Below are 18881 nucleotides of genomic sequence, written 5' to 3' on the forward strand. Positions count from 1 at the left end.
GCCCTAAGCAAACCCCTTCGGGCTTGCGCTGCAATAAAGTCCTAAGCAGGCTTTCGCTTCAAAGGGTTGGGCCGCACGACGTGTGGCCCAACCCGCGAAAGTCTGCTTGGGACGGGCGACGCCCGGCCGGGGGCATGGCGCCGAGGGGCCTAATGCGCCGCCGTCCATTCCTCCCACAGCAGCACCAGCGCGGCCATGATGGCAGGGCCGAGGAAGAGGCCGAGCAGGCCCCAGGTCTCGACGCCGCCGAGGATGCCGAGCAGCACCAGCAGGAAGGGCAGGCGGGTCGCGCCGCCGATCAGCGCCGGCCGGACGGCGTGGTCGGCGACGAAGACCACCACCATGCCGAAGCCGAAGATCGCGGCCGCCGCCGTCGCCGCGCCCTGCGCCAGCAGCACCAGCGCCGCGGCGCCGAAGACCAGCGGCGCGCCGAAGGGGATCATCGCCGCCAGCGCCGTCAGCGCCCCCAGCAGGGTCGGGTGCGGCACGCCGGCCACCGCATAGGCGATGCCGAGCAGCGCGCCCTCGCCGAGGCCGACCAGCACCAGCCCGTCCACCGTGCCGTGGACCGAGGCGACCATCTGCCGCGCCACCCGCTCCCCGGACGGGCCGAAGCTCCGCCGCGCCAGGTGCAGGAGCTGCGCCGCCAGCCGGTCCCCGTCACGGAACAGGAAGAACAGGGTGAGGATGGCGAAGCCGAACAGCACGGCGCGGTGCAGCAGGTCGGCGCCGAGTTGGCGGCCGAGGCTGAGGACCTCCGGCCCGTTCAGCCGCGCCAGCAGCTCGCCCGCGCCGCCCGGATCGGCCAGGGTCTCCTGCCACCAGGCGCTCGCCTGGGCGGCGCCGAAGGGCAGGGTGGCGATCCAGGCCGGCACCGGCAGGCCGCTGCGCTCGGCCTGCTGCAACCAGGCGAGGAGCGAGCCGGCCTCCCGCCCCGCCTGGATGGCCATCAGGCCGAGCGGCAGCAGGACGAGCAGCGCGATGGCGGCGGTGAAGAGCGCCGGCCAGAGGATGTCGTGGCCATGGCGGGGCCAGCGCTGCCGCGTCCGCCGGTAGAGCGGCCAGGTGGCGATGGCGAGGATGCCGCCCCAGGCGAGGGCCGGCAGGAAGCCGTGCAGGGTCCAGAGGCCGAGCAGCGCGAGGCCGAGGCCCATGAGCAGGCGCGCGCGGCGTGGCCCGCCCTCCTGCTCCGGGCGGACATGCGGCGGTGCTGCTGGCATCATGCCTTTTCCTTCCCTGCAGGCGGGGCCTCAACGCCGCGGAAGCGCTTCCGGCCGCTGCCCGATTCGCCTGTGCCGGACTGCGATTCGGGCGAGGCCGGCGGCGGGCGCGGGCCCGTGGCGCCATCCGGCCCGCATCCGGCCCGCCCCGGGTGGCGCGGCGCAAACCCAGGAATTCCGCCGGTTTGCCGCCATTCCGACCCCTGCCGGGCCGGCCGCCGCACGCCAGACGCAACGAGACGCCTGACGTTTCCGCATCTCTCCGCTATGACGCAGTGACTCGCAGGGAGTCCCGCGCATGTCGAAGAAGTTCCTCACAGACGTCATCGTGCAGTCCACCGAGATGCCGGCGGTCACCGCCAACCGGCTGGCCGGCGACATCATCGAAGCCATCAAGGGCGAAATCATCGGCAATGGCCGCTTCACGCTGCCCGAATTCGGCTCCTTCATCGTGCGGGAGACGCCGAAGCGCACCGCCCTGAACCCGCGCACCGGCGAGAAGGTGCCGGTGAAGGCCGGCGCGACCGTCCGCTTCAAGGCGAGCCCCTCCCTGAAGGAAGCCGCCCTGGCCGGCCTGAAGAAGGCGAAGCGGAAGGCGAAGGCCTGATCCACCCGCCGGCGCCAGGCGGCGCCGGCGCGCTGCCCGGGCGCCGTGCCGCCGTCGCGCGGCACGGCCGCCCTGGTCAGAGGCGGTAGGCCTGCCGCGCCAGCAGGCGCCAGGCGCCGCCATCCTTCGTCCAGACCTGCAGCACGCCGATCCGCACCGGCGTGACCTGGCCCTTGGGATCCACGGTCTCGGCCGTGAAGAGGTGCCGCACGATCGCCTCGTCCGAGGTGACGGCGATGGTCTGGTCGCTCAGGTCGATGTGGCGGAAGGCGCTCGCCCGGCTCTCCAGATAGGCGATGAACTGCGCCTTGTTCTCGACGCGCCCGGCGGAGTGGCCATAGCTCAGCGCGTCATGCGTCAGCGCCTGGAGCTGCCCGCGATCGACCTCGATCATGGCCTTGGTCAGGGCGGTCACGGCCTGGGCGACCTGCGCCTGGTCGCCGCCCTGGGCCAGGGCGAGGCGGGGGGCGAGCATGGCGAGGCAGGTGGCCGTGGCCGCGAGCGACAGGCGGCGGCGTGACAGGGTCATGGCGTTCTCTCCCGTGCCGATGTGTCTCGGCAATGCGCAGAAGCCTAGCCGTGCCCTGCCGCTGCCGTCCATGGCGCGGGCACCGCATCACACCCTTGCCAGCCGACCCCGCGCGCGCTGATAGGGCGGTGCGGCGTCGCCAGCGGCGCCGGCGCCGACAGGGCGAGCCGCGCCCGCCGGCGGACCAAGGGGGGACAGCGCGCATGCCGGCCGGCCATATCCTCGCCCTCGACCAGGGCACCACCTCCACCCGCGCGATCCTGTTCCGCACGCCGGACCTCGTCCCGGTCGCCGTGGCGCAGCAGGAATTCGCGCAGCACTACCCGGCTTCCGGCTGGGTGGAGCATGACGCGGAGGATCTCTGGGACAGCTCCCTCGCGGTGATGCGGGAGGCGATGGCCAAGGCCGGGCTCGGCCCGCAGGACGTCGCCGGCATCGGCATCGCCAACCAGCGGGAGACGACGCTGGTCTGGGACCGCCGGACGGGGAAGGCGATCCACCGCGCCATCGTCTGGCAGGACCGCCGCACCGCCGCGGCCTGCGCCGCGCTGCGGGAGGCCGGGCATGCCGCGGCGGTGGCGCGGACGACGGGGCTGCTGATCGACCCCTATTTCTCCGCCACCAAGGTCACTTGGCTGCTGGACCATGTCCCCGGCGCGCGGGAGGCGGCGGAGCGCGGCGAACTCGCCTTCGGGACGGTGGACAGCTTCCTGCTCTGGCGGCTGACGGATGGGCGGGTGCATGCGACGGATGCGACCAATGCCGCGCGCACCATGCTCTTCGACATCCGCGCCGGGCGCTGGGACGCGGCGATGTGCGCGCTGCACCGCGTGCCGGCCTCCATGCTGCCGGAGGTGCGGGACTGCGCCACCGAGTTCGGCACGACCGGGGTGCTGGGCGGGGAGATTCCCGTGCTCGGCATCGCCGGCGACCAGCAGGCGGCGACGGTGGGCCAGGCCTGCTTCCGCCCGGGGATGCTGAAATCCACCTACGGCACCGGCTGCTTCGCGCTGCTGAACACGGGGGAGACGCCGGTCGCCTCCTCCCACCGGCTGCTCACCACCATCGCCTATCAGCTCGAGGGGCGGCGGACCTATGCGCTGGAGGGCGCGATCTTCGTCGCCGGTGCCGCCGTGCAATGGCTGCGGGACGGGCTCGGCCTCATCAGGGAGGCCGGGGAGAGCGGCAGGCTGGCGGCGCAGGCCGACCCGGCGCAGCGCTGCTACCTCGTCCCGGCCTTCGTGGGCCTCGGCGTGCCGCACTGGGATGCGGAGGCGCGCGGGGCGATCCACGGCCTCACCCGCGCCACGGGGCCGGCGGATTTCGCGCGGGCCGCGCTGGAGAGCGTGGGCTACCAGACGCGCGACCTGCTGACGGCGATGACGGCGGATCTCGCCGGGGTCGGTGGGGCAGCCGACGGCGCCGGCGCCAGCAACGTGCTGCGGGTCGATGGCGGGATGGTCGCCTCCGACTGGACCATGCAGTTCCTGGCGGACATCCTGGGCGCGCCGGTGGACCGGCCGGTGGTGCGGGAGACGACGGCGCTGGGCGCGGCCTATCTGGCCGGGCTGCGGGCCGGGCTCTGCCCGTCGCCGGAGGAATTCGCTGCGGCCTGGCGGCTGGACCGGCGCTTCACCCCGGCGATGGAGATGGCCGAGCGCGAGGCCGCCTATGCCGGCTGGCAGCGCGCGGTGCGGCGGACGCTGTCGGGCATCCTGTAGCCGCCGGGCACCGTCGCGGGCGGGGGCAAGCAAGAAGGGGCGGGCCCTCGCGGACCCGCCCCTCCTCCGTGCCGAAGGACCTGAGGGTCAGGCCTTGGCCATCTTCTTCTGCAGGTTCTCGTCCAGCTTCGCGAGGAAGGCCTGGGTGTTCAGCCAGGGCTGGTCGCGGCTGATCAGGATCGCCAGGTCCTTCGTCATGGCGCCGCTCTCGACGGTCTCGATGCAGACCTGCTCCAGCGCCTCGGCGAAGGCGGTGACGTCGGGCGTGTTGTCGAACCGGCCGCGATAGGCGAGGCCGCGGGTCCAGGCGAAGATCGAGGCGATCGGGTTGGTCGAGGTCTCGCGGCCCTTCTGGTGCTCGCGGTAGTGCCGCGTCACCGTACCATGCGCGGCTTCGGACTCGACGGTCTGGCCGTCCGGCGACAGCAGCACCGAGGTCATCAGGCCGAGGCTGCCGAAGCCCTGCGCCACGATGTCGGACTGCACGTCGCCGTCGTAGTTCTTGCAGGCCCAGACATAGCCGCCTTCCCACTTCAGGGCGCAGGCCACCATGTCGTCGATCAGCCGGTGCTCGTAGGTCAGGCCGGCCGCCTTGTACTTGCCGGCGAAGGACTCGTTGAACACCCGCTCGAAGATGTCCTTGAACTCGCCATCGTAGGCCTTGAGGATGGTGTTCTTGGTCGAGAGGTAGACCGGGTAGTTGCGCGCCAGGCCGTAGTTGAAGCAGGCGCGGGCGAAGCCCTCGATGCTCCGGCGGGTGTTGTGCATGCCGAGCAGCACGCCGCCGCCCTCGGGGAAGTTCGTCACCTCGAGGGTGACCGGCTCGCCGCCGCCGGCCGGCGTCCAGGTGAGGGTGGCCTTGCCGGCGCCCGGGATCTTGGTCTCGGCGGCGCGGTAGATGTCGCCATAGGCGTGGCGGCCGACCACGATCGGCTTCGACCAGTGCGGCACCAGGCGCGGCACATTGTTGCAGATGATCGGCTCACGGAAGATGGTGCCGTCGAGGATGTTGCGGATGGTGCCGTTCGGGCTCCGCCACATCTTCTTCAGGCCGAATTCCTCGACGCGGGCCTCGTCCGGGGTGATGGTCGCGCACTTCACGCCGACGCCATACTGCTTGGTCGCGTTGGCCGCGTCCACGGTCACCTGGTCGTCCGTCTGGTCGCGGTACTGGATGCCCAGGTCATAGTACTTCAACTCGATGTCGAGATAGGGCAGGATCAGCTTGTCCTTGATGAACCCCCAGATGATGCGGGTCATCTCGTCGCCGTCCATTTCGACGACGGGCGTCTTCACCTTGATCTTTGCCATAACTCGTCCTCGTGGTTCCCTCGCGCCGGGGCGCGGGCCGATGCTGCCGGAGGGTCGCCGGAAGGGCCGGAACATCGCACCGGGCCGTGAGACCGGCAAGGCCCGTGCCGGCAGGACGCGGTTGCGCCCGCGCTGCAGCCAGTGGTAGTGGTCCTCCAACACACAATCGCGTTATGCGTGCCTCTCTATACGCGTCTCTGGGGGAATGCGTGCCATGTCCTTGGGTCCGGGCGGACCGCGCTCCGTCGCTGCGATGCTGGTGGCCGCCGGGACGGGCGGCATGATCCTCTGGACGGTGCCGCTCCTGCTCCTCGGCACGGATGTGCCGGATGCGCCGCTCCGGCTCGCCACCCTGCTGCTTCCCTCGGTGCTGGCGACGGCGGCGCTCGCGCTGGGCTGTGGCGCCTGGCTCGGCCGGAGCGGGCGCGCCGAGCGGGCCGTGGAGGGTCCTTCGGCCGCGCAGCCCCCCGTCGCGCCGCCGCAGGAGCCGTTGCGCCCCGCCCTGGAGCGCAAGGCGCGGGAGGAGCGGCGGGTCGCGCTCCTGCTGGACGCCGCCGCGCCCGGTGCCGCGCTGTTCGACGCGGCGCGGCGGCTGGTCGCCTGGAATGCCGGCTTCGCCGCGCTGGCCGAGGTGCCGCCCGCCGCGCTGGCGCGCGGCCTGCCGCTGGCCGAGTTGATCCTGCTGCAATCGGCCGACGAGCATCGGCGGATGTCGCCGCGCTTCGTCGAGGCAGGTATCGCCGGCGCCGCGCGGCGCCGGCACCGCGATGGCGGGGCGGTGGAGGATCGCTGGCGCCCGGGCGAGGACGGGGAGATGCTGCTGACCTGCACGCCCGTGGCGGATGCGGGGTCCGGGCCGTCGACCTCCACGGAGCTTTCGAGCCTCTGCGAGGAGGAGGTCCGGACGCGCCTGCCACGGCTGCAGGCGGCGATCGCCACCGGGGATGCCGTGGCGGTGCGGGTGGAGGCGCATGCGATCCGCGGCGTCGCGGCCGGCTTCGGCCTGGGGGCGCTGGCGGAGGCGCTGGGATCGCTCGAGGCCGCGGCACGGGCCGGGGACCTCGTGGCCCTCGCCGCGGCCAGCCCCGGTCTGCCCGTGCTCGCCGAGGATGCGCTCCGGCAATTGGCGCGACTGGCGGCCTGACCGCGGGCGCGGGCGCCGCCCCCGGTCGCGACGGGCAAGTGGCCCGGGCGGACCGGCCGGGGCTCGTCAGCCGCGGCGTGGCTTGATCAGCCCCTGCTCGTGCAATGCCTCGGCGATCTGCACGGCGTTCAGCGCGGCGCCCTTGCGCAGGTTGTCGGCGACGCACCAGAAGGCGAGGCCATGCGGCACCGTCGGGTCCTGCCGCAGCCGGCTGACGAAGACCGCGTCCTCGCCGGCCGCATCCACCTGCGTGACGTAGCCGCCATCCTCGCGCTTATCGACCACCTGCACGCCCGGCGCCTCGCGCAGCGCCTCCCAGGCCTGCTCCTCGGTGATCGGGGTCTCGAACTCGACATGCACCGCCTCGGCATGGCCGATGAAGACCGGCACGCGCACGCAGGTGGCGATGACCGCGATATCGGGGTCGAGGATCTTCCGCGTCTCCGCCGCCATCTTCCATTCCTCCTTGGTCGCGCCGTCCTCGAGGAATTTGTCGATGTGCGGGATGCAGTTGAAGGCGATGGGCTTGGGGAACTGCTCCGGCGTGGTCGGGTCGTTCACGTAGATCGCGCGGGTCTGGTTGAACAGCTCGTCCATCGCCTCCTTCCCCGCGCCGGAGACGGACTGGTAGGTGCTGACCACCACCCGCTTCACCCGTGCAATGTCATGCAGCGGCTTCAGCGCCAGCACCATCTGGATGGTCGAGCAGTTCGGATTGGCGATGATGTTGCGCTTCGCGAAACCCTTGAGGTGGCGGGCATTCACCTCCGGCACCACCAGCGGCACGTCCGGCTCCATCCGGAACTGGCTGGTATTGTCGATGACGACGCAGCCCGCCGCCGCCGCCCGCGGCGCGTGCTGGGCCGAGACCGCGGCGCCGGGGGAGAAGAGGGCGATCTCGGTTCCCTTGAAGTCGAAGCGGTCGAGGCTCTGCACCTTCAGCACCGCTTTCTCACCGAAGGAGACCTCCTGCCCGGCGGACCGTCCGGAGGCGAGGGCGACGACCTCCCGCACCGGGAATTCCCGCTCCGCGAGGGTCTTCAGCATCTCCCGCCCGACTGCGCCGGTGGCGCCGACGACCGCGACCCGGTACCCCATGAGCTTCTCCCGCCTCCAATTCGGCCCCTTGCGGGGGCGTGAGGCAGTAGGGTGGGCCCGCGGCGCGTTCAAGGTGCGGTCCCCGGTTGTCCCCTGTCCTGGCGGGACAACCATTCACTTGATTGGGTATCGCCCCACCCCCATAGTGAGTGTGGCGACCACCGCCCTGATGGAGGAACACATGGCCTGGAAGAAGCCCCGCGTGACCGAAGTGTCGCTCGCCCTCGAGATCAACAGCTACGCCTGCGCCGAGATCGGCTGAGCCATTCCGGCCGGCATTGCGCCGGCCGATCGCCAGCCTCGATGCACAGGGAACCCCGCCCCGGCCTGGCCCGCGGCGGGGTTTTTCTTGTCCGGCGCTGCACGGGATTGTGATGCCAGCGGGCGGAGGCGACCAGGCACCGACCCGCACCTTCGGCGGGCTTGGCCCGCCCTGGCCCGATGCCTAGACTCCCGCCCGATGCGGCCCTCGACGGCCGCCGGAGGAGAACGCCATGGCCTGCCCGACCGCCGCCCCCGCGCGGCCTCGCTGATCCCCGGCCATGTTGCGCGCCATCGTCCTCGGGGCCGCTGCCGGTGGCGGCTTCCCGCAATGGAACTCCGCCGGTCCCGGCTGCCGCCGGGCGCTGGCCGGCGACCCCGCCGCGCCCATGCGCAGCCAGGCCTCGCTGGCCGTCACCGCCGATGGCGAGCGCTGGGTGCTGCTGAACGCCTCGCCCGACCTCCGGCAGCAGATCATCGCGACGCCCGCGCTGCACCCGCGGCCCGCGCCGGGCGAGGTCCGCCACTCCCCGATCGCCGCCGTGGTGCTGACGGGGGCGGAGGTGGACACCATCGCCGGCCTGCTGGTGATGCGGGAGCGGCACGCCTTCGCCCTCTACGGCGCCGACCGCGCGCTCGCGGTGCTGGACGCCAACCCGATCTTCCAGGCGGTGAACCCCGCCATCGTGCCGCGCCGCAGCCTGCCGCTGGACCGGCCGCTGGCGCTGGCGGATGCCGCCGGCGCGCCGCTCGGCCTGACGGTGGAGGCCTTCGCGGTGCCGGGCAAGGTGCCGCTCTTCCTCGAGGCACCGAGCGGCGAGGACCCCGGCCGCGCCGATGACGGCGACACCATCGGCCTTCGCGTCTCGGCCGGCGGCCGCGCGCTCTTCTTCATCCCCGGCTGCGCCGCCATGACGCCAACGCTGGCGGCGCGGCTGGAAGGCGCCGACTGCGTCTTCTTCGACGGCACGCTCTGGCACGACGACGAGATGATCCGCGCCGGCGCCGGGCCGAAGACCGGCGGGCGCATGGGCCATATGAGCATCGCGGATCCGGGCGGCACCATCGCGGCCTTCGCCCGCCTCGGCGTGCGGCGCCGCATCCTGATCCATATCAACAACACGAACCCCGTCCTGCTGGCAGACAGTCCGGAACACGCGGCCGCAGATGCCGCCGGCTGGGAAGTTGCCTGGGACGGGATGGAGGTCACGCCATGAACGACGACGAGCTTCTTGCGCCCGAGGAGCTGGAGCGCCGCCTGCGCGCCATCGGCGAGGAGCGCTACCATATCCACCACCCCTTCCATCACCTGCTGCATGGCGGGAAGCTGACCAGGCCGCAGGTGCAGGCCTGGGCGCTGAACCGCTACTACTACCAGGCCAGCATCCCGGCGAAGGACGCGGCGGTGCTCGGCCGGTTGCCGACGCCGGAGCTGCGGCGCGAATGGCGCCGGCGGATCGTCGATCATGACGGCGATGGCGAGAAGCCGGGCGGCGTCGAGCGCTGGCTGATCCTGACCGACGGGCTGGGCCTCGACCGCGACTACGTCACCTCCCTGCGCGGCCTGCTGCCGGGCACGCGGCACGCCGTGGATGCCTACGTGAATTTCGTGAAGACGAAGTCGGTGCTGGAAGCGGTCGCGTCGTCTCTGACAGAAATGTTCTCGCCGAACATCATCTCCCAGCGCGTCTCGGGCATGCTGCGCAACTACGACTTCGTCTCGGAACGGACGCTGGCCTATTTCACCCCGCGGCTGACCCAGGCACCGCAGGATGTCGCCTTCGCGCTGGCCTATGTGAAGCAGCACGCCCGCACGCGCGAGCAGCAGGAGCAGGTGCTGGACGCGCTCCGCTTCAAATGCGACCTGCTCTGGGCGCAGCTCGACGCGCTGCACTTCGCCTATGTCGAGCCGGGCTACATCCCGCCCGGCGCCTGGCGGCCGGAAGGCGCCGCGGTGCCGCGCGCGAGCGCCGCGACGCTCGCCTCCGCCGTCGGGGTGCCGTGAGCGTCTCCGGCGCCAGCGTGCCGCGCCTCGGCCGCGGCATGAAGCTGCGGGAGGACAAGGCGCGCGGCCAGTGGGTGGTCATGGGACCGGAGCGCATGTTCGTCCCCGACGAGATCGCGCTGGAGGTGCTCCGCCTGGTGGACGGCGCACGCAATGTGGAGGCGATGGTGGACGACCTCGCCGCCCGCTTCGCCGCGCCGCGGGACGAGATCATGGCGGATGTCATCGCCATGCTCGACGACCTCGCGGCCAAGGGAGTCGTGGTCGCATGATGGCGAAACGCTTCACCCCTTCGGCGCTGCGGTCCCCCGGCGGGCGGATGGCGTCGTGACCCCCGCCTCCCCATATGGTGCGGCATGAGCACCGCCCCCGCTGCCCCGCTCGCGCTGCTGGCCGAGCTGACGCATCGCTGCCCGCTGCGCTGCCCCTACTGCTCCAACCCCGTGAACCTCACCCGGGTCGCGGCGGAGCTGGACACCGCGACCTGGGCCCGGGTGTTCCGGGAGGCCGCCGAGCTCGGCTGCCTGCAGGTCCACCTCTCCGGCGGCGAGCCGACGGCGCGGCGCGACATCGCCGACCTGGTCCGCGCCGCGAACGAGGCCGGGCTCTACACCAACCTCATCACCTCGGGCGTCCTGACGGGCGAGGCGAAGTTCCAGGCCCTGGTCGAGGCCGGGCTCGACCATGTCCAGCTCTCGGTGCAGGACACCGAGCCGGGCTCGGCCGACCGCATCGGCGGCTATCGCGGCGGCCATGCGAGGAAGCTGGAATTCGCCCGCCTCGTGCATGACAGCGGCCTGCCGCTGACGCTGAACGCGGTGGTGCACCGGCAGAACCTGGACCGCCTGCCGGACATGATCGCGCTGGCGCTCGACCTCGGCGCCGGGCGGCTCGAGGTGGCGCATGTCCAGTACTACGGCTGGGCGCTGGCCAACCGCGACGCCCTGCTGCCGACGCGCGCGCAGCTCGAGGCCGCGACGGCGACCGTCGAGGCGGCGCGGCGCGACCTGAAGGGCCGGCTGGTCATCGACTACGTGGTGCCGGACTACTACGCCAAGCGCCCCAAGGCCTGCATGGGCGGCTGGGGGCGGCAGTTCCTGGCGGTCTCGCCGGCCGGCCGCGTGCTGCCCTGCCATGCCGCGGAGAGCCTGCCCGGCTTCGACTTCCCCAATGTCCGGGAGGTCTCGCTGCGCTGGGCCTGGGAGGAGTCGGAGGCCTTCAACCGCTTCCGCGGCACCGGCTGGATGCCGGAACCCTGCCGCGGCTGCGAGCGGGCCGAGATCGACTGGGGCGGCTGCCGCTGCCAGGCCTTCGCCCTGACCGGCGATGCCGCCGCGACCGATCCGGCCTGCGCCCTCTCGCCGCACCACGCCGTGCTCTCGGTCGCGGTGGGGGAGGCGGCCGAGGCTGGCGAGGCCTTCACATACCGCGAACCCCAGAAGGTGCCGGGCTGACCCCGGGCTTGCGGCCGCCGCGGGGCGGGCCACTATCCTGCGCACCAATCAGGGGAAGAGACCGATGTTCCTGCCGCGTTGCACTCCGCCGGGCATGCCCGGGCCGCTGACCATGGCCGGCGCCATGATGGGCGGCATGACCATGCTGGCCTGCACCGGTCCCTTCCTCGCGGGTATCGGCGTCGGTGCCGGCATCGTCGGCGCCTCGATCCTGGCGCGGAAGGCGATGGAGCGCCGCTCCGGCTGGCGGGACGAGCCCGTGGACACTCTCACGCCGGAGATGCCGGACGAGGGCGAGGCCGCGCCGGCCAATCCGCTCTGACCGCGCGCGGATGGCGGCGCTCAGCCCGCCAGCCGCTTCCGCCCGGAGATGGCCGTGCCGCTGGCATGGCCGGCGCGCAGCGCCTCCCGCGCCCAGCGGGGGGCGGTGGGCATCCAGTCCGGCAGGGCTTCTCCCGCCAGGCCGAGCCGGACGCCATGGGTATAGCAGACGCCCGAGATCGTCTCGTCATAGGCCCGGCCGCGCCGGTTCTCGAGCGCCGCGCGCAAGGGCGCGTCGTTGATCCGGCGCGGCATCGGGTCTGGCCCCGGTACTTCGGGTAGCACGCCCGTTCCGTCCATGCCTGCCTCCTGCTGCCGCATGGAGCCTCTGGCGGCGGGGCCCGCTGGTCCAATCACGGGCATCTGCTTCTTCCGCATGTGATGCGTGAGCGTGCCGTTCCGGCTTCTCTGCGTGGCATTCCGGCCGCGGCCGCCAGCGGCTAGCCTTCGCCGCGAGAGAGGGGAGGGGACGCATGGCCGGCGAGATCCGCACGGAGATCCGGGAGGCGCCCGGGACCGGGCGCGTGGCGCATGTCACCATCGCGCACGAGGCCAAGCTCAACACGCTGAACCCCGACCTGATGCGCGCCCTCGCCGCGGCCATCACGCGGCTGTCGGCGGACGAGTCGCTGCAGGCCCTGGTGCTGACCGGCGCCGGCCCGAAGGCCTTCATCGGCGGCGCCGATATCACCGTCATGGCGGGGCTCCCGGACGGCGAGGCCGCGCGCGGCTTCATCACCCTTGTCCATGGCTGCTGCCGCGCGGTGCGGGACTGCCCGGTGCCGGTGATCGCGCGCATCAATGGCTGGACCCTGGGGGCGGGGCTGGAACTCGCGGCGGCCTGCGACCTCCGCATCGCCGCCGACCATGCGCAATTCGGCATGCCGGAAGTGCGGGTCGGCATCCCCTCTGTGGTGGAGGCGGCGCTGCTGCCCGGCCTCATCGGCTGGGGCCGCACGCGTCGCCTGCTGCTGCTCGGCGAGACGATCGGTGCCGCCGAGGCGGCGGCCTGGGGTCTGGTGGAGGCGGTGGTGCCGGCGGCGGCGCTCGACGCGAAGCTCGGCGAATGGCTCGGGCTGCTGGGACGGGCGGGCAATCGCGCGCTGCGCCTGCAGAAGCGGCTGATCCGCCGGTGGGAGGACCTGCCCCTGTCCGAGGCGATCGCCGCCGGCATCCCCGCCTTCGCGGCGGCCTGGGACACCGAGGAGCCGCGCCGCATGCTGGGCGCCTTCGCCAGCCGGAGGCGCTGACCGCGCCCTTATGATCGGAGGCCCCGGTCCGCCGCCGCGAATCGTGCCGGATCGGCCAGCACCCGCGGCACCTTGTGCTGCCCGCCGAGCTTGCCCTGCGCCCGCATCCAGGCCGCGAAGGCACCGGGCGGCAGTAGCACCACCTCCGGCGCATCCATCTGCCCGCCGCGGCGGTGCACGGCATAGTCGTCGTTCGCCGCCGTCAGCGCCGCGTCGAGCGCCGCCGCGAGCCGCGGCGCCAGCGCCGGATCGGCGGCCGCGGCCGGCTCGACCAGCCAGCGATGATGCCCGCGCACCGCGCCGAAGACCGGTCCCACCGTGTATTCCGCGATGCCGATGCCCAGCATCCCCGCCGCCGTCAGCAGCGCCCGCTCGATCTCCTCGCCGCTCAGATGCTCGCCGAAGGCCGAGAGGCTGTAGGAAGTCCGCCCCGTTACCAGCAGCCGCGGCGGCGCGCGATCGACGAAGCGCACCGTATCGCCTAGCACGTAGCTCCAGAGCCCCGCGCAACTCGTCACGATGACCGCATAGTCGACGCCGGTCTCGATCGTCGCCGCCCAGTGCCGGGTCGGCTTCGGCGCGTCCAGCTCCGCCAGCGGCACGAATTCCCAGAACACGCCGCGGTCGACGGCGAGCCGCAGCCCCTCGCCCTCGCCACGGTCGGCGATGGCGCAGAAACCCTCGCTCGCCGGATAGACCTCCCGCGTCGCGCAGCCCGGCGGCAGGAAGGGCGCGATGCGCTCGCGGTAGGGCGCCCAGGCGACGCCGCCATGGACCAGCAGCTCGAGCCCCGGCAGCGGCGGCATGCCCTGCCGCGCCGCCAGCTTCTCCAGCAGCATCAGCACCCAGCTCGGCGTGCCCGACAGCATGCGCACCGCCGCGGCCGGCGTCCGCGCCGCCAGCAGGTCGAGCTTGCGCTCCCAGTCGGCGACCAGCGCGAGGTCGCGCGGCGGCCAGCTCCAAGCCGCGAGGAAGCGCGGCACTTCCGCCGCCGCGATGCCGGAGAGGTCGCCCTGCCGCACGCCCGACGCCACCCGCTCCAGCGCCGTCGAGCCGCCCAGCATGAAGGACAAGCCGCCAAAGATACGGCTGCGCGGCACGTGGCGCAGATGCCAGGCCAGCACGTCCAGCGCCGCGCCGCGATTCGCCCGCACCATCGGCATCGTCACCGGGATATATTTGGTGGTGCCGGAGGTCGTGCCGGAGGACAGCGCGAAATAGGGCACCCGCCCGGGCCAGGTGACGTCCTGCAGCACGGGATAGCGAGGCTGCCACCAGTCGCGCCAGAAATCCTCGTAGCGGCGCAGCGGCACGCGCGACTGGTAGTCCGCGACGTCGCGGATGGCGGCGAAGCCATGCGCCTGGCCGAAGCGCGTCCGCGCCGCGCGGCGCAGCAGGCGCCTGAGAAGCGCGCGCTGGGTCTCGGCGGGGTCCAGGCGTTCCAATCGACGCAGCCGCGCGCCTGCCATGGCGCGCAATACCGGCGTGGCGTCAACCGGGGCTCCGCCCATCGGCGGCATGCCGCCGATCCCGCGAAGGGGGCGGAGCCCCCCTTCGAGACCCCCCATTCCATTCAAGGCCGCAGCACCGTCACGCGCGGGAACTCGGCTACCACCGTCTCGGGCCGCAGCGGCATGCGGATGCCGCGCCGCTCGCGCCAGAGCGGCACCTGGTCGGCGAAGGCCGCGCTGCCCAGCCAGCCATCCTGGCCGCCGAACAAGGTGAACCAGTTGGCGTCCGGGTCGGCCATGTCAGAGACCTGCCGCGCCATGGAGCCGAAGCTGACCTCGTGCGGGCCGCTGACCAGCCCGTGGCCGGACTTCATGGGCGTCTCGCGCGAGCCGCCGACCGGGAAGGTGTCCAGCACGAAGAGCCGCCCCAGCACCGGCAGGTTCACCAGCCAATGCGCCGCGCGCAGCCGGTGCACCTCGCCCCAGGTGCCGTAGCGCGAGGCAAGGGGCGTGGCCTCGGCGACCGCGGCGCGCAGCACCGCCTCCCGCCGCGGCGGGGGCAGCGCGTCCAGGTCGCGCAGCAGGAAGGTGGTGAGGAAATTCCAGCCCGTCTCTGGCCCGCGCCCGCCACCCTCCGGCTGCAGCGCCGGCACCAGCCGCGCCAGGATCACTTCGAAGACCAGCGCCGCGCGGCTCTCCGCGGCATAGTCGCCGTCCCAGCCGCGCAGCGGCGCCAGCAGCGCCGGCTCCGGCGCGCCGCCCGGCATGGCCTCCAGCCGCGCCAGCAGCCCGGCCGCAAGCGCCGCCGCCTTGGGCGCGACCGTGTCCGTCTGCATCGCCGCGAGGTCCGCCGGCGTCAGCTTCGGCTTCGCCAGCGCGAGCGCCCGCAGCCGCGCCACCCGGTCCCCGTCCGAGAAGAAATAGCCGATCGGCGGCGGTTCCTTCGCCCAGAGCGCCGGGTTCTCGTTGGCCGAGGCGAGCACGCCCTCCGGCGGATTCTCCAGCCGCGGCAGATCGCGCGCATCCCATGGCTGCCGCCAGGGCCGGGTCGCCGCCGGGTCGGTCGCGTCCAGCACCGGATCGGCCTGCGGGAAGCCGGCGCGGGAGGGCAGCAGCGCAGCGGTGACGCGCCCGATCGACCCGTCCCGCGCCGCCCACAGCATGTTCTGCGGCGAGACGGCAAACCCGGAGAAGCTGTCGCGGAACTCGGCGCCGCTGCGGGCGCGGGCGGCCTTCAGCAGGGCGGTGATCTCGTCCGCCGGCTCGTGCCCCGCCCAGCGCAGGGCGATCCTCTCGCCCGGCCGGCCGGGCACCACCGCGGCATCGCTGATGACCGGCCCCTGCGGCGAGACGCGCACGCGTCGGCGCGCCGCGAACCACAGCCGCTGGCGGATGGTGACCTCGGAGTCGGACAGGGCCTCGGCCGGCAGCGCCGTGACGTCGAAGAGGTCGGAGGAGGCCGCCCGCAGGTTGGTCCCGCCCCAGGCGACATCCGGGTTCCGCCCGAGGCCGATGATCGGCAGCCCCGGCACCATGAGCCCGACCAGGTGGAAGGAGGGCGAGCGCATGCCGACCAGCATCCAGAGGTTCGGCAGCGACAGGCCGAGATGCGGGTCGGAGGCCAGCATCGCCGCGCCCGAGGCGCTGCGCGACGGCGCGATGGCGACCGCATTGCTGCCCGAGCGCGAGAGGCCCTGCAGCAGCGCGCCGAGCGCCGCCTGCTCCAGGTTGGCCGGCACCGTCGTGCCAGCGCCGGCCTCCAGCATCCGCTGCCAGCGGCGGGCGAAGCCGGGCGTGCCGCGCTCCGCGAGCAGGGAGAAATAGCCGAGCCAGTTGATGTCGGTGCCGGCCAGCCGGCCGATCGCCAGGATGTCGGCCGTGGTGAAGGGCTCCCGCCCCAGCCCGAGCAGCCCGTATTCCGGTGGCCGCGGCCCCCGCAGCACGGCGTGGTTCAGGCCGGCGACGAAGCGCTCGACGAAGGCGCGCGTCTCCGCCGGCCAGGCCGCCTCGATGGCCGGCGCCGCCCGGCCGAAATCGAGGATGCGCAGCGCATGGTCGATATCGGCCGCGAGCGGCCCCGCGATCTCCGCGAGGCGCCCGCGGGCCACCATGCGCAGCAGCGCGATCTGCGCCCCGCGCAGGTGCCCGTGCACCAGGCCAAGGGAGAAGGCGAGGTCGGCATCGCTCTCCGCCTCGATCCAGGGGACGAGGTGGTCGTTCCAGCGGATTGTCACCGGCCGGTCCAGCGCCAGCCCGTCGCGCGGCAGCGCCGCCAGGCGTCGGTCGATGCCGACCTGCCGCGGCAGCAGCGCGGCGCAGCCCGGCAGCATGGCCAGCATCGCCAGCAGCAGCGCCGCCCGCTGCCGCATCCGGTTCCCGTGCTTCACCTGTCCATCCCCGGCCCGACCCCCGCCATACCGGCTACAGCGAGGCAGCGCCGCCGCGTTTCCGTGACAGGCCGCTCGCGATCCCGACGGCCCGGCCGGCGGCCCGCGCCGGCGCCGGCACCGCGCGGCACCCGGTCATGCGCGATGCTGCGAGAGGACGGGGCTCACTCCAGCCCGGCGACGGCCTTCAAGGCGGCGACCAGGGGGGCGATCTCTATCGGCTTGGTCAGCAGCCGTATCGGCGCCCGGCCGAAATGCAGCGCCTCCGTCCCGTCGGGCGGGGGGAAGCCGGTCATGACCACCACCGGCAGGTCGGGGCGCTCCGCCCGCAGCCGGGCGATGAGCTCGCGTCCGTCCAGCCTGGGCATGCGGAGATCGGTCAGCAGCAGGTCGAAGGCGGCGCCGGCGGCGGCCAATTCCAGCGCCGCCTGGCCGTCGGCGGCGGTGAGCACCGAGAATCCTGCCTCCTCCAGGCCCTCCGCCAGGACCTCCGCGGCCAGCCACTCGTCCTCCGCCATCAAGACCCGCAAGGGCAGGGTCATGCCGCCTGTCCCGCCGCGGCGGGCTGCTCCCCGGCCAGGGGCAGCACCAGCCGGAAGACCGCGCCGGCCTCCGGCCGGCCCTCGGCCCAGTTCGCCCAGGACAGGCGGCCGCCCATGCCGCGCGCGATGCCGACGGCGAGCGGCAGGCCGAGGCCGGTGCCCTGGCCGGGATCCTTGGTCGTCACGAAGGGCTCCAGCATGCGCGGCGCGATCGCCGCCGGCACGCCGCCGCCGGTGTCGCGCACCGCAATCGTCACGCTGCCCGGCGTGGCGCCGGCGGCGATGGAGACGGTGATGCGCGCCGGCGCCGACGACTCCCGCCGCCGCCGCTGCAGCACGGCATCGCGTGCATTCTCCAGCAGGTGCAGCACCGCCTGCTCGAGCTGCGCCGGGCGGCCGCGCACCGGCGCCGCCGGATGCGGCTCCAGCGTCACCTCGATCCGGTCCAGCGCCCAGGCGCGCTGCGCGACCTCGACCGCGGCGGAGACGGCGGCGCCCGCGTCGAAGGGCTCGGCATCCGGGGCGGCGTCGCGGGCCAGGTCGCGCATGCGCTCGAGCAGGGTGCCAAGGCGCCGGGTCTGGTCCAGGATCACCTCCATCGCCCGGCGCGTCCGCGCCAGGCCGGGCTCGAGTGAGGCCCGGCTGCGGTCGGCCCAGAGCGAGATGATGTTCACCGGCTGGCTCATCTCGTGCGCGACGCCGGCGCACATGGCGCCGATGGTGGCGCGGCGGGCGGTCTCGACCAGGTCGGTCTGCAGCCGGCGAAGCTCCGTAACGTCGCGCAGGCTGCCGAGCAGCCGCGCGGTGCCGTCCGCCTCCGGCGGCAGCGGGACCAGCACCGTGTGCCAGTGGCGCTGCCCCTCCGGCCCGGCCGAGGTGCTCTCCCAGTCGCGCGGGCTCCCGGTCTCGCGGCAGGCGGCGAATTCGCCGGTCAGTTCGGCCGCGGCCTCCGGCGAGAGGAGCTGCTCCGGGCCGGCTCCCTCGATCCGGCCGCGCTCGACGGCGAACATGCGGCAGAAGGCGGGGTTCACCGTCTCGAAGACGAAGCCGTGCCCGGTCGCCCGCACGACGAAGAGGGCGTCGCCGAGATGCTCGAAGAAGCCGGCGAGCCGCGCCTCGCTGCTGCGGGCGCGCTGCTCCGCCTCGCGCCGCTCGGCCACCTCGCGCGTCAGGCGGTGATTGGCCTCGGCCAGGGTGGCGGCGGAGGGAATGGCGAGCACCCGCGGCAGCAGCGGCCAGAGGGCGACGGCGGTGACGACCGAGACGGCGGCGGTCGCGGCCTTGACCGCGCCCTGCAGCCCGTAATCGGGATACCAGAGTGTCCAGATGCCGAGGAAATGGGTGGCGCCGCAGGCCAGGATGAACACCGCGAAAAGCTCGATCGCCCAGGGGAAGACCAGGTCCTTGCGACGGACGGCAATGATCGTCAGCACGAGCGGAATGGACCAATAGGCAAGGCCGGTCAGCGCGTCCGAGACGACGTGCAGCCAGAGCAGTTCCGGGCGCCAGAGCAGGCAGACGCCATGCGGGACCAGGGCCTCGGTATCGAACAGCGCGGCGAGACTGGGCATCGGGGTGCG

General features: G+C 73.3%; 19 protein-coding genes. 10 read left to right on the forward strand and 9 right to left on the reverse strand.

Annotation, left to right across the window (positions count from 1 at the left end; all coding sequences use genetic code 11):
- Positions 1-149: 149 nt before the first annotated feature.
- Positions 150-1223 carry an AI-2E family transporter gene (locus Q7A36_RS23305; RefSeq protein WP_305106158.1) on the reverse strand — a complete coding sequence of 358 codons (1074 nt, stop codon included), beginning with the start codon at positions 1221-1223 and terminating at the stop codon, positions 150-152.
- Positions 1224-1518: 295 nt separating this feature from the next.
- Here Q7A36_RS23305 and Q7A36_RS23310 point away from each other — a divergent pair, with 295 nt between their 5' ends.
- Positions 1519-1827 (forward strand): HU family DNA-binding protein, encoded by a 309-nt coding sequence (locus Q7A36_RS23310; RefSeq protein ID WP_305106159.1) that lies wholly within the window; start codon positions 1519-1521, stop codon positions 1825-1827.
- A gap of 76 nt (positions 1828-1903) precedes the next feature.
- On the opposite strand, the gene Q7A36_RS23315 is transcribed toward Q7A36_RS23310, so the two are convergent.
- Positions 1904-2356 carry a nuclear transport factor 2 family protein gene (locus Q7A36_RS23315; RefSeq protein ID WP_305106160.1) on the reverse strand — a complete coding sequence of 151 codons (453 nt, stop codon included), beginning with the start codon at positions 2354-2356 and terminating at the stop codon, positions 1904-1906.
- Positions 2357-2559: 203 nt separating this feature from the next.
- On the opposite strand from Q7A36_RS23315, the gene glpK reads away from it, so the two are divergent.
- On the forward strand, positions 2560-4077 hold the full coding sequence (glpK, locus tag Q7A36_RS23320) for a glycerol kinase GlpK (RefSeq protein WP_305106161.1): 1518 nt from the start codon (positions 2560-2562) through the stop codon (positions 4075-4077).
- Positions 4078-4164: 87 nt separating this feature from the next.
- On the opposite strand, the gene Q7A36_RS23325 is transcribed toward glpK, so the two are convergent.
- Entirely contained in the window at positions 4165-5388 is a 1224-nt protein-coding gene (locus Q7A36_RS23325) for an NADP-dependent isocitrate dehydrogenase (RefSeq protein WP_305106162.1), read from the reverse strand.
- Between the two features lie 214 nt (positions 5389-5602).
- On the opposite strand from Q7A36_RS23325, the gene Q7A36_RS23330 reads away from it, so the two are divergent.
- Positions 5603-6532: an Hpt domain-containing protein gene (locus Q7A36_RS23330; RefSeq protein ID WP_305106163.1), complete on the forward strand. Its 930-nt coding sequence runs from the start codon at positions 5603-5605 to the stop codon at positions 6530-6532.
- Positions 6533-6598: 66 nt separating this feature from the next.
- Here the strand turns inward: Q7A36_RS23330 and Q7A36_RS23335 are convergent, their stop codons facing one another.
- Positions 6599-7630, reverse strand: coding sequence for an aspartate-semialdehyde dehydrogenase (locus Q7A36_RS23335; RefSeq protein WP_305106164.1), 1032 nt, complete (start codon positions 7628-7630; stop codon positions 6599-6601).
- A gap of 151 nt (positions 7631-7781) precedes the next feature.
- On the opposite strand from Q7A36_RS23335, the gene pqqA reads away from it, so the two are divergent.
- The 6 genes from pqqA (at position 7782) to Q7A36_RS23365 (ending at position 11672) form a co-directional block, all read left to right on the forward strand.
- Positions 7782-7892 (forward strand): pyrroloquinoline quinone precursor peptide PqqA, encoded by a 111-nt coding sequence (gene pqqA / locus Q7A36_RS23340; RefSeq protein WP_305106165.1) that lies wholly within the window; start codon positions 7782-7784, stop codon positions 7890-7892.
- A gap of 280 nt (positions 7893-8172) precedes the next feature.
- Positions 8173-9108: a pyrroloquinoline quinone biosynthesis protein PqqB gene (gene pqqB, locus Q7A36_RS23345; protein WP_305106166.1), complete on the forward strand. Its 936-nt coding sequence runs from the start codon at positions 8173-8175 to the stop codon at positions 9106-9108.
- Entirely contained in the window at positions 9105-9896 is a 792-nt protein-coding gene (gene pqqC, locus Q7A36_RS23350; protein ID WP_305106167.1) for a pyrroloquinoline-quinone synthase PqqC, read from the forward strand. The genes pqqB and pqqC overlap by 4 nt, the downstream gene beginning before the upstream one ends.
- Positions 9893-10168: a pyrroloquinoline quinone biosynthesis peptide chaperone PqqD gene (gene pqqD / locus Q7A36_RS23355; protein ID WP_305106168.1), complete on the forward strand. Its 276-nt coding sequence runs from the start codon at positions 9893-9895 to the stop codon at positions 10166-10168. Before pqqC ends, pqqD begins: the two co-directional genes overlap by 4 nt.
- Before the next feature lie 84 nt (positions 10169-10252).
- Complete coding sequence (gene pqqE, locus Q7A36_RS23360) at positions 10253-11350, forward strand: pyrroloquinoline quinone biosynthesis protein PqqE (RefSeq protein WP_305106169.1); 1098 nt, start codon at positions 10253-10255, stop codon at positions 11348-11350.
- 64 nt (positions 11351-11414) lie between these two features.
- Complete coding sequence (locus Q7A36_RS23365) at positions 11415-11672, forward strand: hypothetical protein (protein ID WP_305106170.1); 258 nt, start codon at positions 11415-11417, stop codon at positions 11670-11672.
- A 20-nt stretch (positions 11673-11692) separates the two neighbouring features.
- Here Q7A36_RS23365 and Q7A36_RS23370 read toward each other — a convergent pair whose 3' ends face one another.
- On the reverse strand, positions 11693-11971 hold the full coding sequence (locus Q7A36_RS23370; RefSeq protein ID WP_305106171.1) for a hypothetical protein: 279 nt from the start codon (positions 11969-11971) through the stop codon (positions 11693-11695).
- A 173-nt stretch (positions 11972-12144) separates the two neighbouring features.
- Between Q7A36_RS23370 and Q7A36_RS23375 the strand changes: the two genes are divergently transcribed.
- A complete protein-coding gene (locus Q7A36_RS23375) occupies positions 12145-12921 on the forward strand; it encodes an enoyl-CoA hydratase (protein WP_305106172.1) in 777 nt (258 codons plus the stop codon).
- 8 nt (positions 12922-12929) lie between these two features.
- Here the strand turns inward: Q7A36_RS23375 and Q7A36_RS23380 are convergent, their stop codons facing one another.
- The 4 genes from Q7A36_RS23380 to Q7A36_RS23395 all read right to left on the reverse strand — a co-directional run bounded on the left by Q7A36_RS23380 (position 12930) and on the right by Q7A36_RS23395 (position 18872).
- Positions 12930-14432 carry a GH3 family domain-containing protein gene (locus Q7A36_RS23380; protein WP_305106173.1) on the reverse strand — a complete coding sequence of 501 codons (1503 nt, stop codon included), beginning with the start codon at positions 14430-14432 and terminating at the stop codon, positions 12930-12932.
- A gap of 62 nt (positions 14433-14494) precedes the next feature.
- Positions 14495-16759 (reverse strand): penicillin acylase family protein, encoded by a 2265-nt coding sequence (locus Q7A36_RS23385; RefSeq protein ID WP_305106174.1) that lies wholly within the window; start codon positions 16757-16759, stop codon positions 14495-14497.
- Positions 16760-16923: 164 nt separating this feature from the next.
- Positions 16924-17301 (reverse strand): response regulator, encoded by a 378-nt coding sequence (locus Q7A36_RS23390; RefSeq protein WP_305106175.1) that lies wholly within the window; start codon positions 17299-17301, stop codon positions 16924-16926.
- Complete coding sequence (locus Q7A36_RS23395) at positions 17298-18872, reverse strand: two-component system sensor histidine kinase NtrB (protein WP_305106176.1); 1575 nt, start codon at positions 18870-18872, stop codon at positions 17298-17300. The genes Q7A36_RS23390 and Q7A36_RS23395 overlap by 4 nt, the downstream gene beginning before the upstream one ends.
- Between the last annotated feature and the right edge of the window lie 9 nt (positions 18873-18881).

Source organism: Paracraurococcus lichenis (assembly GCF_030657435.1).
Lineage (GTDB): Bacteria > Pseudomonadota > Alphaproteobacteria > Acetobacterales > Acetobacteraceae > Paracraurococcus > Paracraurococcus lichenis.

Excerpts from the sequence above, each read along its gene's own strand:
- Q7A36_RS23305 (WP_305106158.1), bottom strand. The coding sequence starts at position 1,223 with ATGATGCCAGCAGCACCGCCGCATGTCCGCCCGGAGCAGGAGGGCGGG.
- Q7A36_RS23310 (WP_305106159.1), top strand. The coding sequence starts at position 1,519 with ATGTCGAAGAAGTTCCTCACAGACGTCATCGTGCAGTCCACCGAGATG.
- Q7A36_RS23315 (WP_305106160.1), bottom strand. The coding sequence starts at position 2,356 with ATGACCCTGTCACGCCGCCGCCTGTCGCTCGCGGCCACGGCCACCTGC.
- glpK (WP_305106161.1), top strand. The coding sequence starts at position 2,560 with ATGCCGGCCGGCCATATCCTCGCCCTCGACCAGGGCACCACCTCCACC.
- Q7A36_RS23325 (WP_305106162.1), bottom strand. The coding sequence starts at position 5,388 with ATGGCAAAGATCAAGGTGAAGACGCCCGTCGTCGAAATGGACGGCGAC.
- Q7A36_RS23330 (WP_305106163.1), top strand. The coding sequence starts at position 5,603 with ATGTCCTTGGGTCCGGGCGGACCGCGCTCCGTCGCTGCGATGCTGGTG.
- Q7A36_RS23335 (WP_305106164.1), bottom strand. The coding sequence starts at position 7,630 with ATGGGGTACCGGGTCGCGGTCGTCGGCGCCACCGGCGCAGTCGGGCGG.
- pqqB (WP_305106166.1), top strand. The coding sequence starts at position 8,173 with ATGTTGCGCGCCATCGTCCTCGGGGCCGCTGCCGGTGGCGGCTTCCCG.
- pqqC (WP_305106167.1), top strand. The coding sequence starts at position 9,105 with ATGAACGACGACGAGCTTCTTGCGCCCGAGGAGCTGGAGCGCCGCCTG.
- pqqE (WP_305106169.1), top strand. The coding sequence starts at position 10,253 with ATGAGCACCGCCCCCGCTGCCCCGCTCGCGCTGCTGGCCGAGCTGACG.
- Q7A36_RS23365 (WP_305106170.1), top strand. The coding sequence starts at position 11,415 with ATGTTCCTGCCGCGTTGCACTCCGCCGGGCATGCCCGGGCCGCTGACC.
- Q7A36_RS23370 (WP_305106171.1), bottom strand. The coding sequence starts at position 11,971 with ATGGACGGAACGGGCGTGCTACCCGAAGTACCGGGGCCAGACCCGATG.
- Q7A36_RS23375 (WP_305106172.1), top strand. The coding sequence starts at position 12,145 with ATGGCCGGCGAGATCCGCACGGAGATCCGGGAGGCGCCCGGGACCGGG.
- Q7A36_RS23380 (WP_305106173.1), bottom strand. The coding sequence starts at position 14,432 with ATGGGCGGAGCCCCGGTTGACGCCACGCCGGTATTGCGCGCCATGGCA.
- Q7A36_RS23390 (WP_305106175.1), bottom strand. The coding sequence starts at position 17,301 with ATGACCCTGCCCTTGCGGGTCTTGATGGCGGAGGACGAGTGGCTGGCC.
- Q7A36_RS23395 (WP_305106176.1), bottom strand. The coding sequence starts at position 18,872 with ATGCCCAGTCTCGCCGCGCTGTTCGATACCGAGGCCCTGGTCCCGCAT.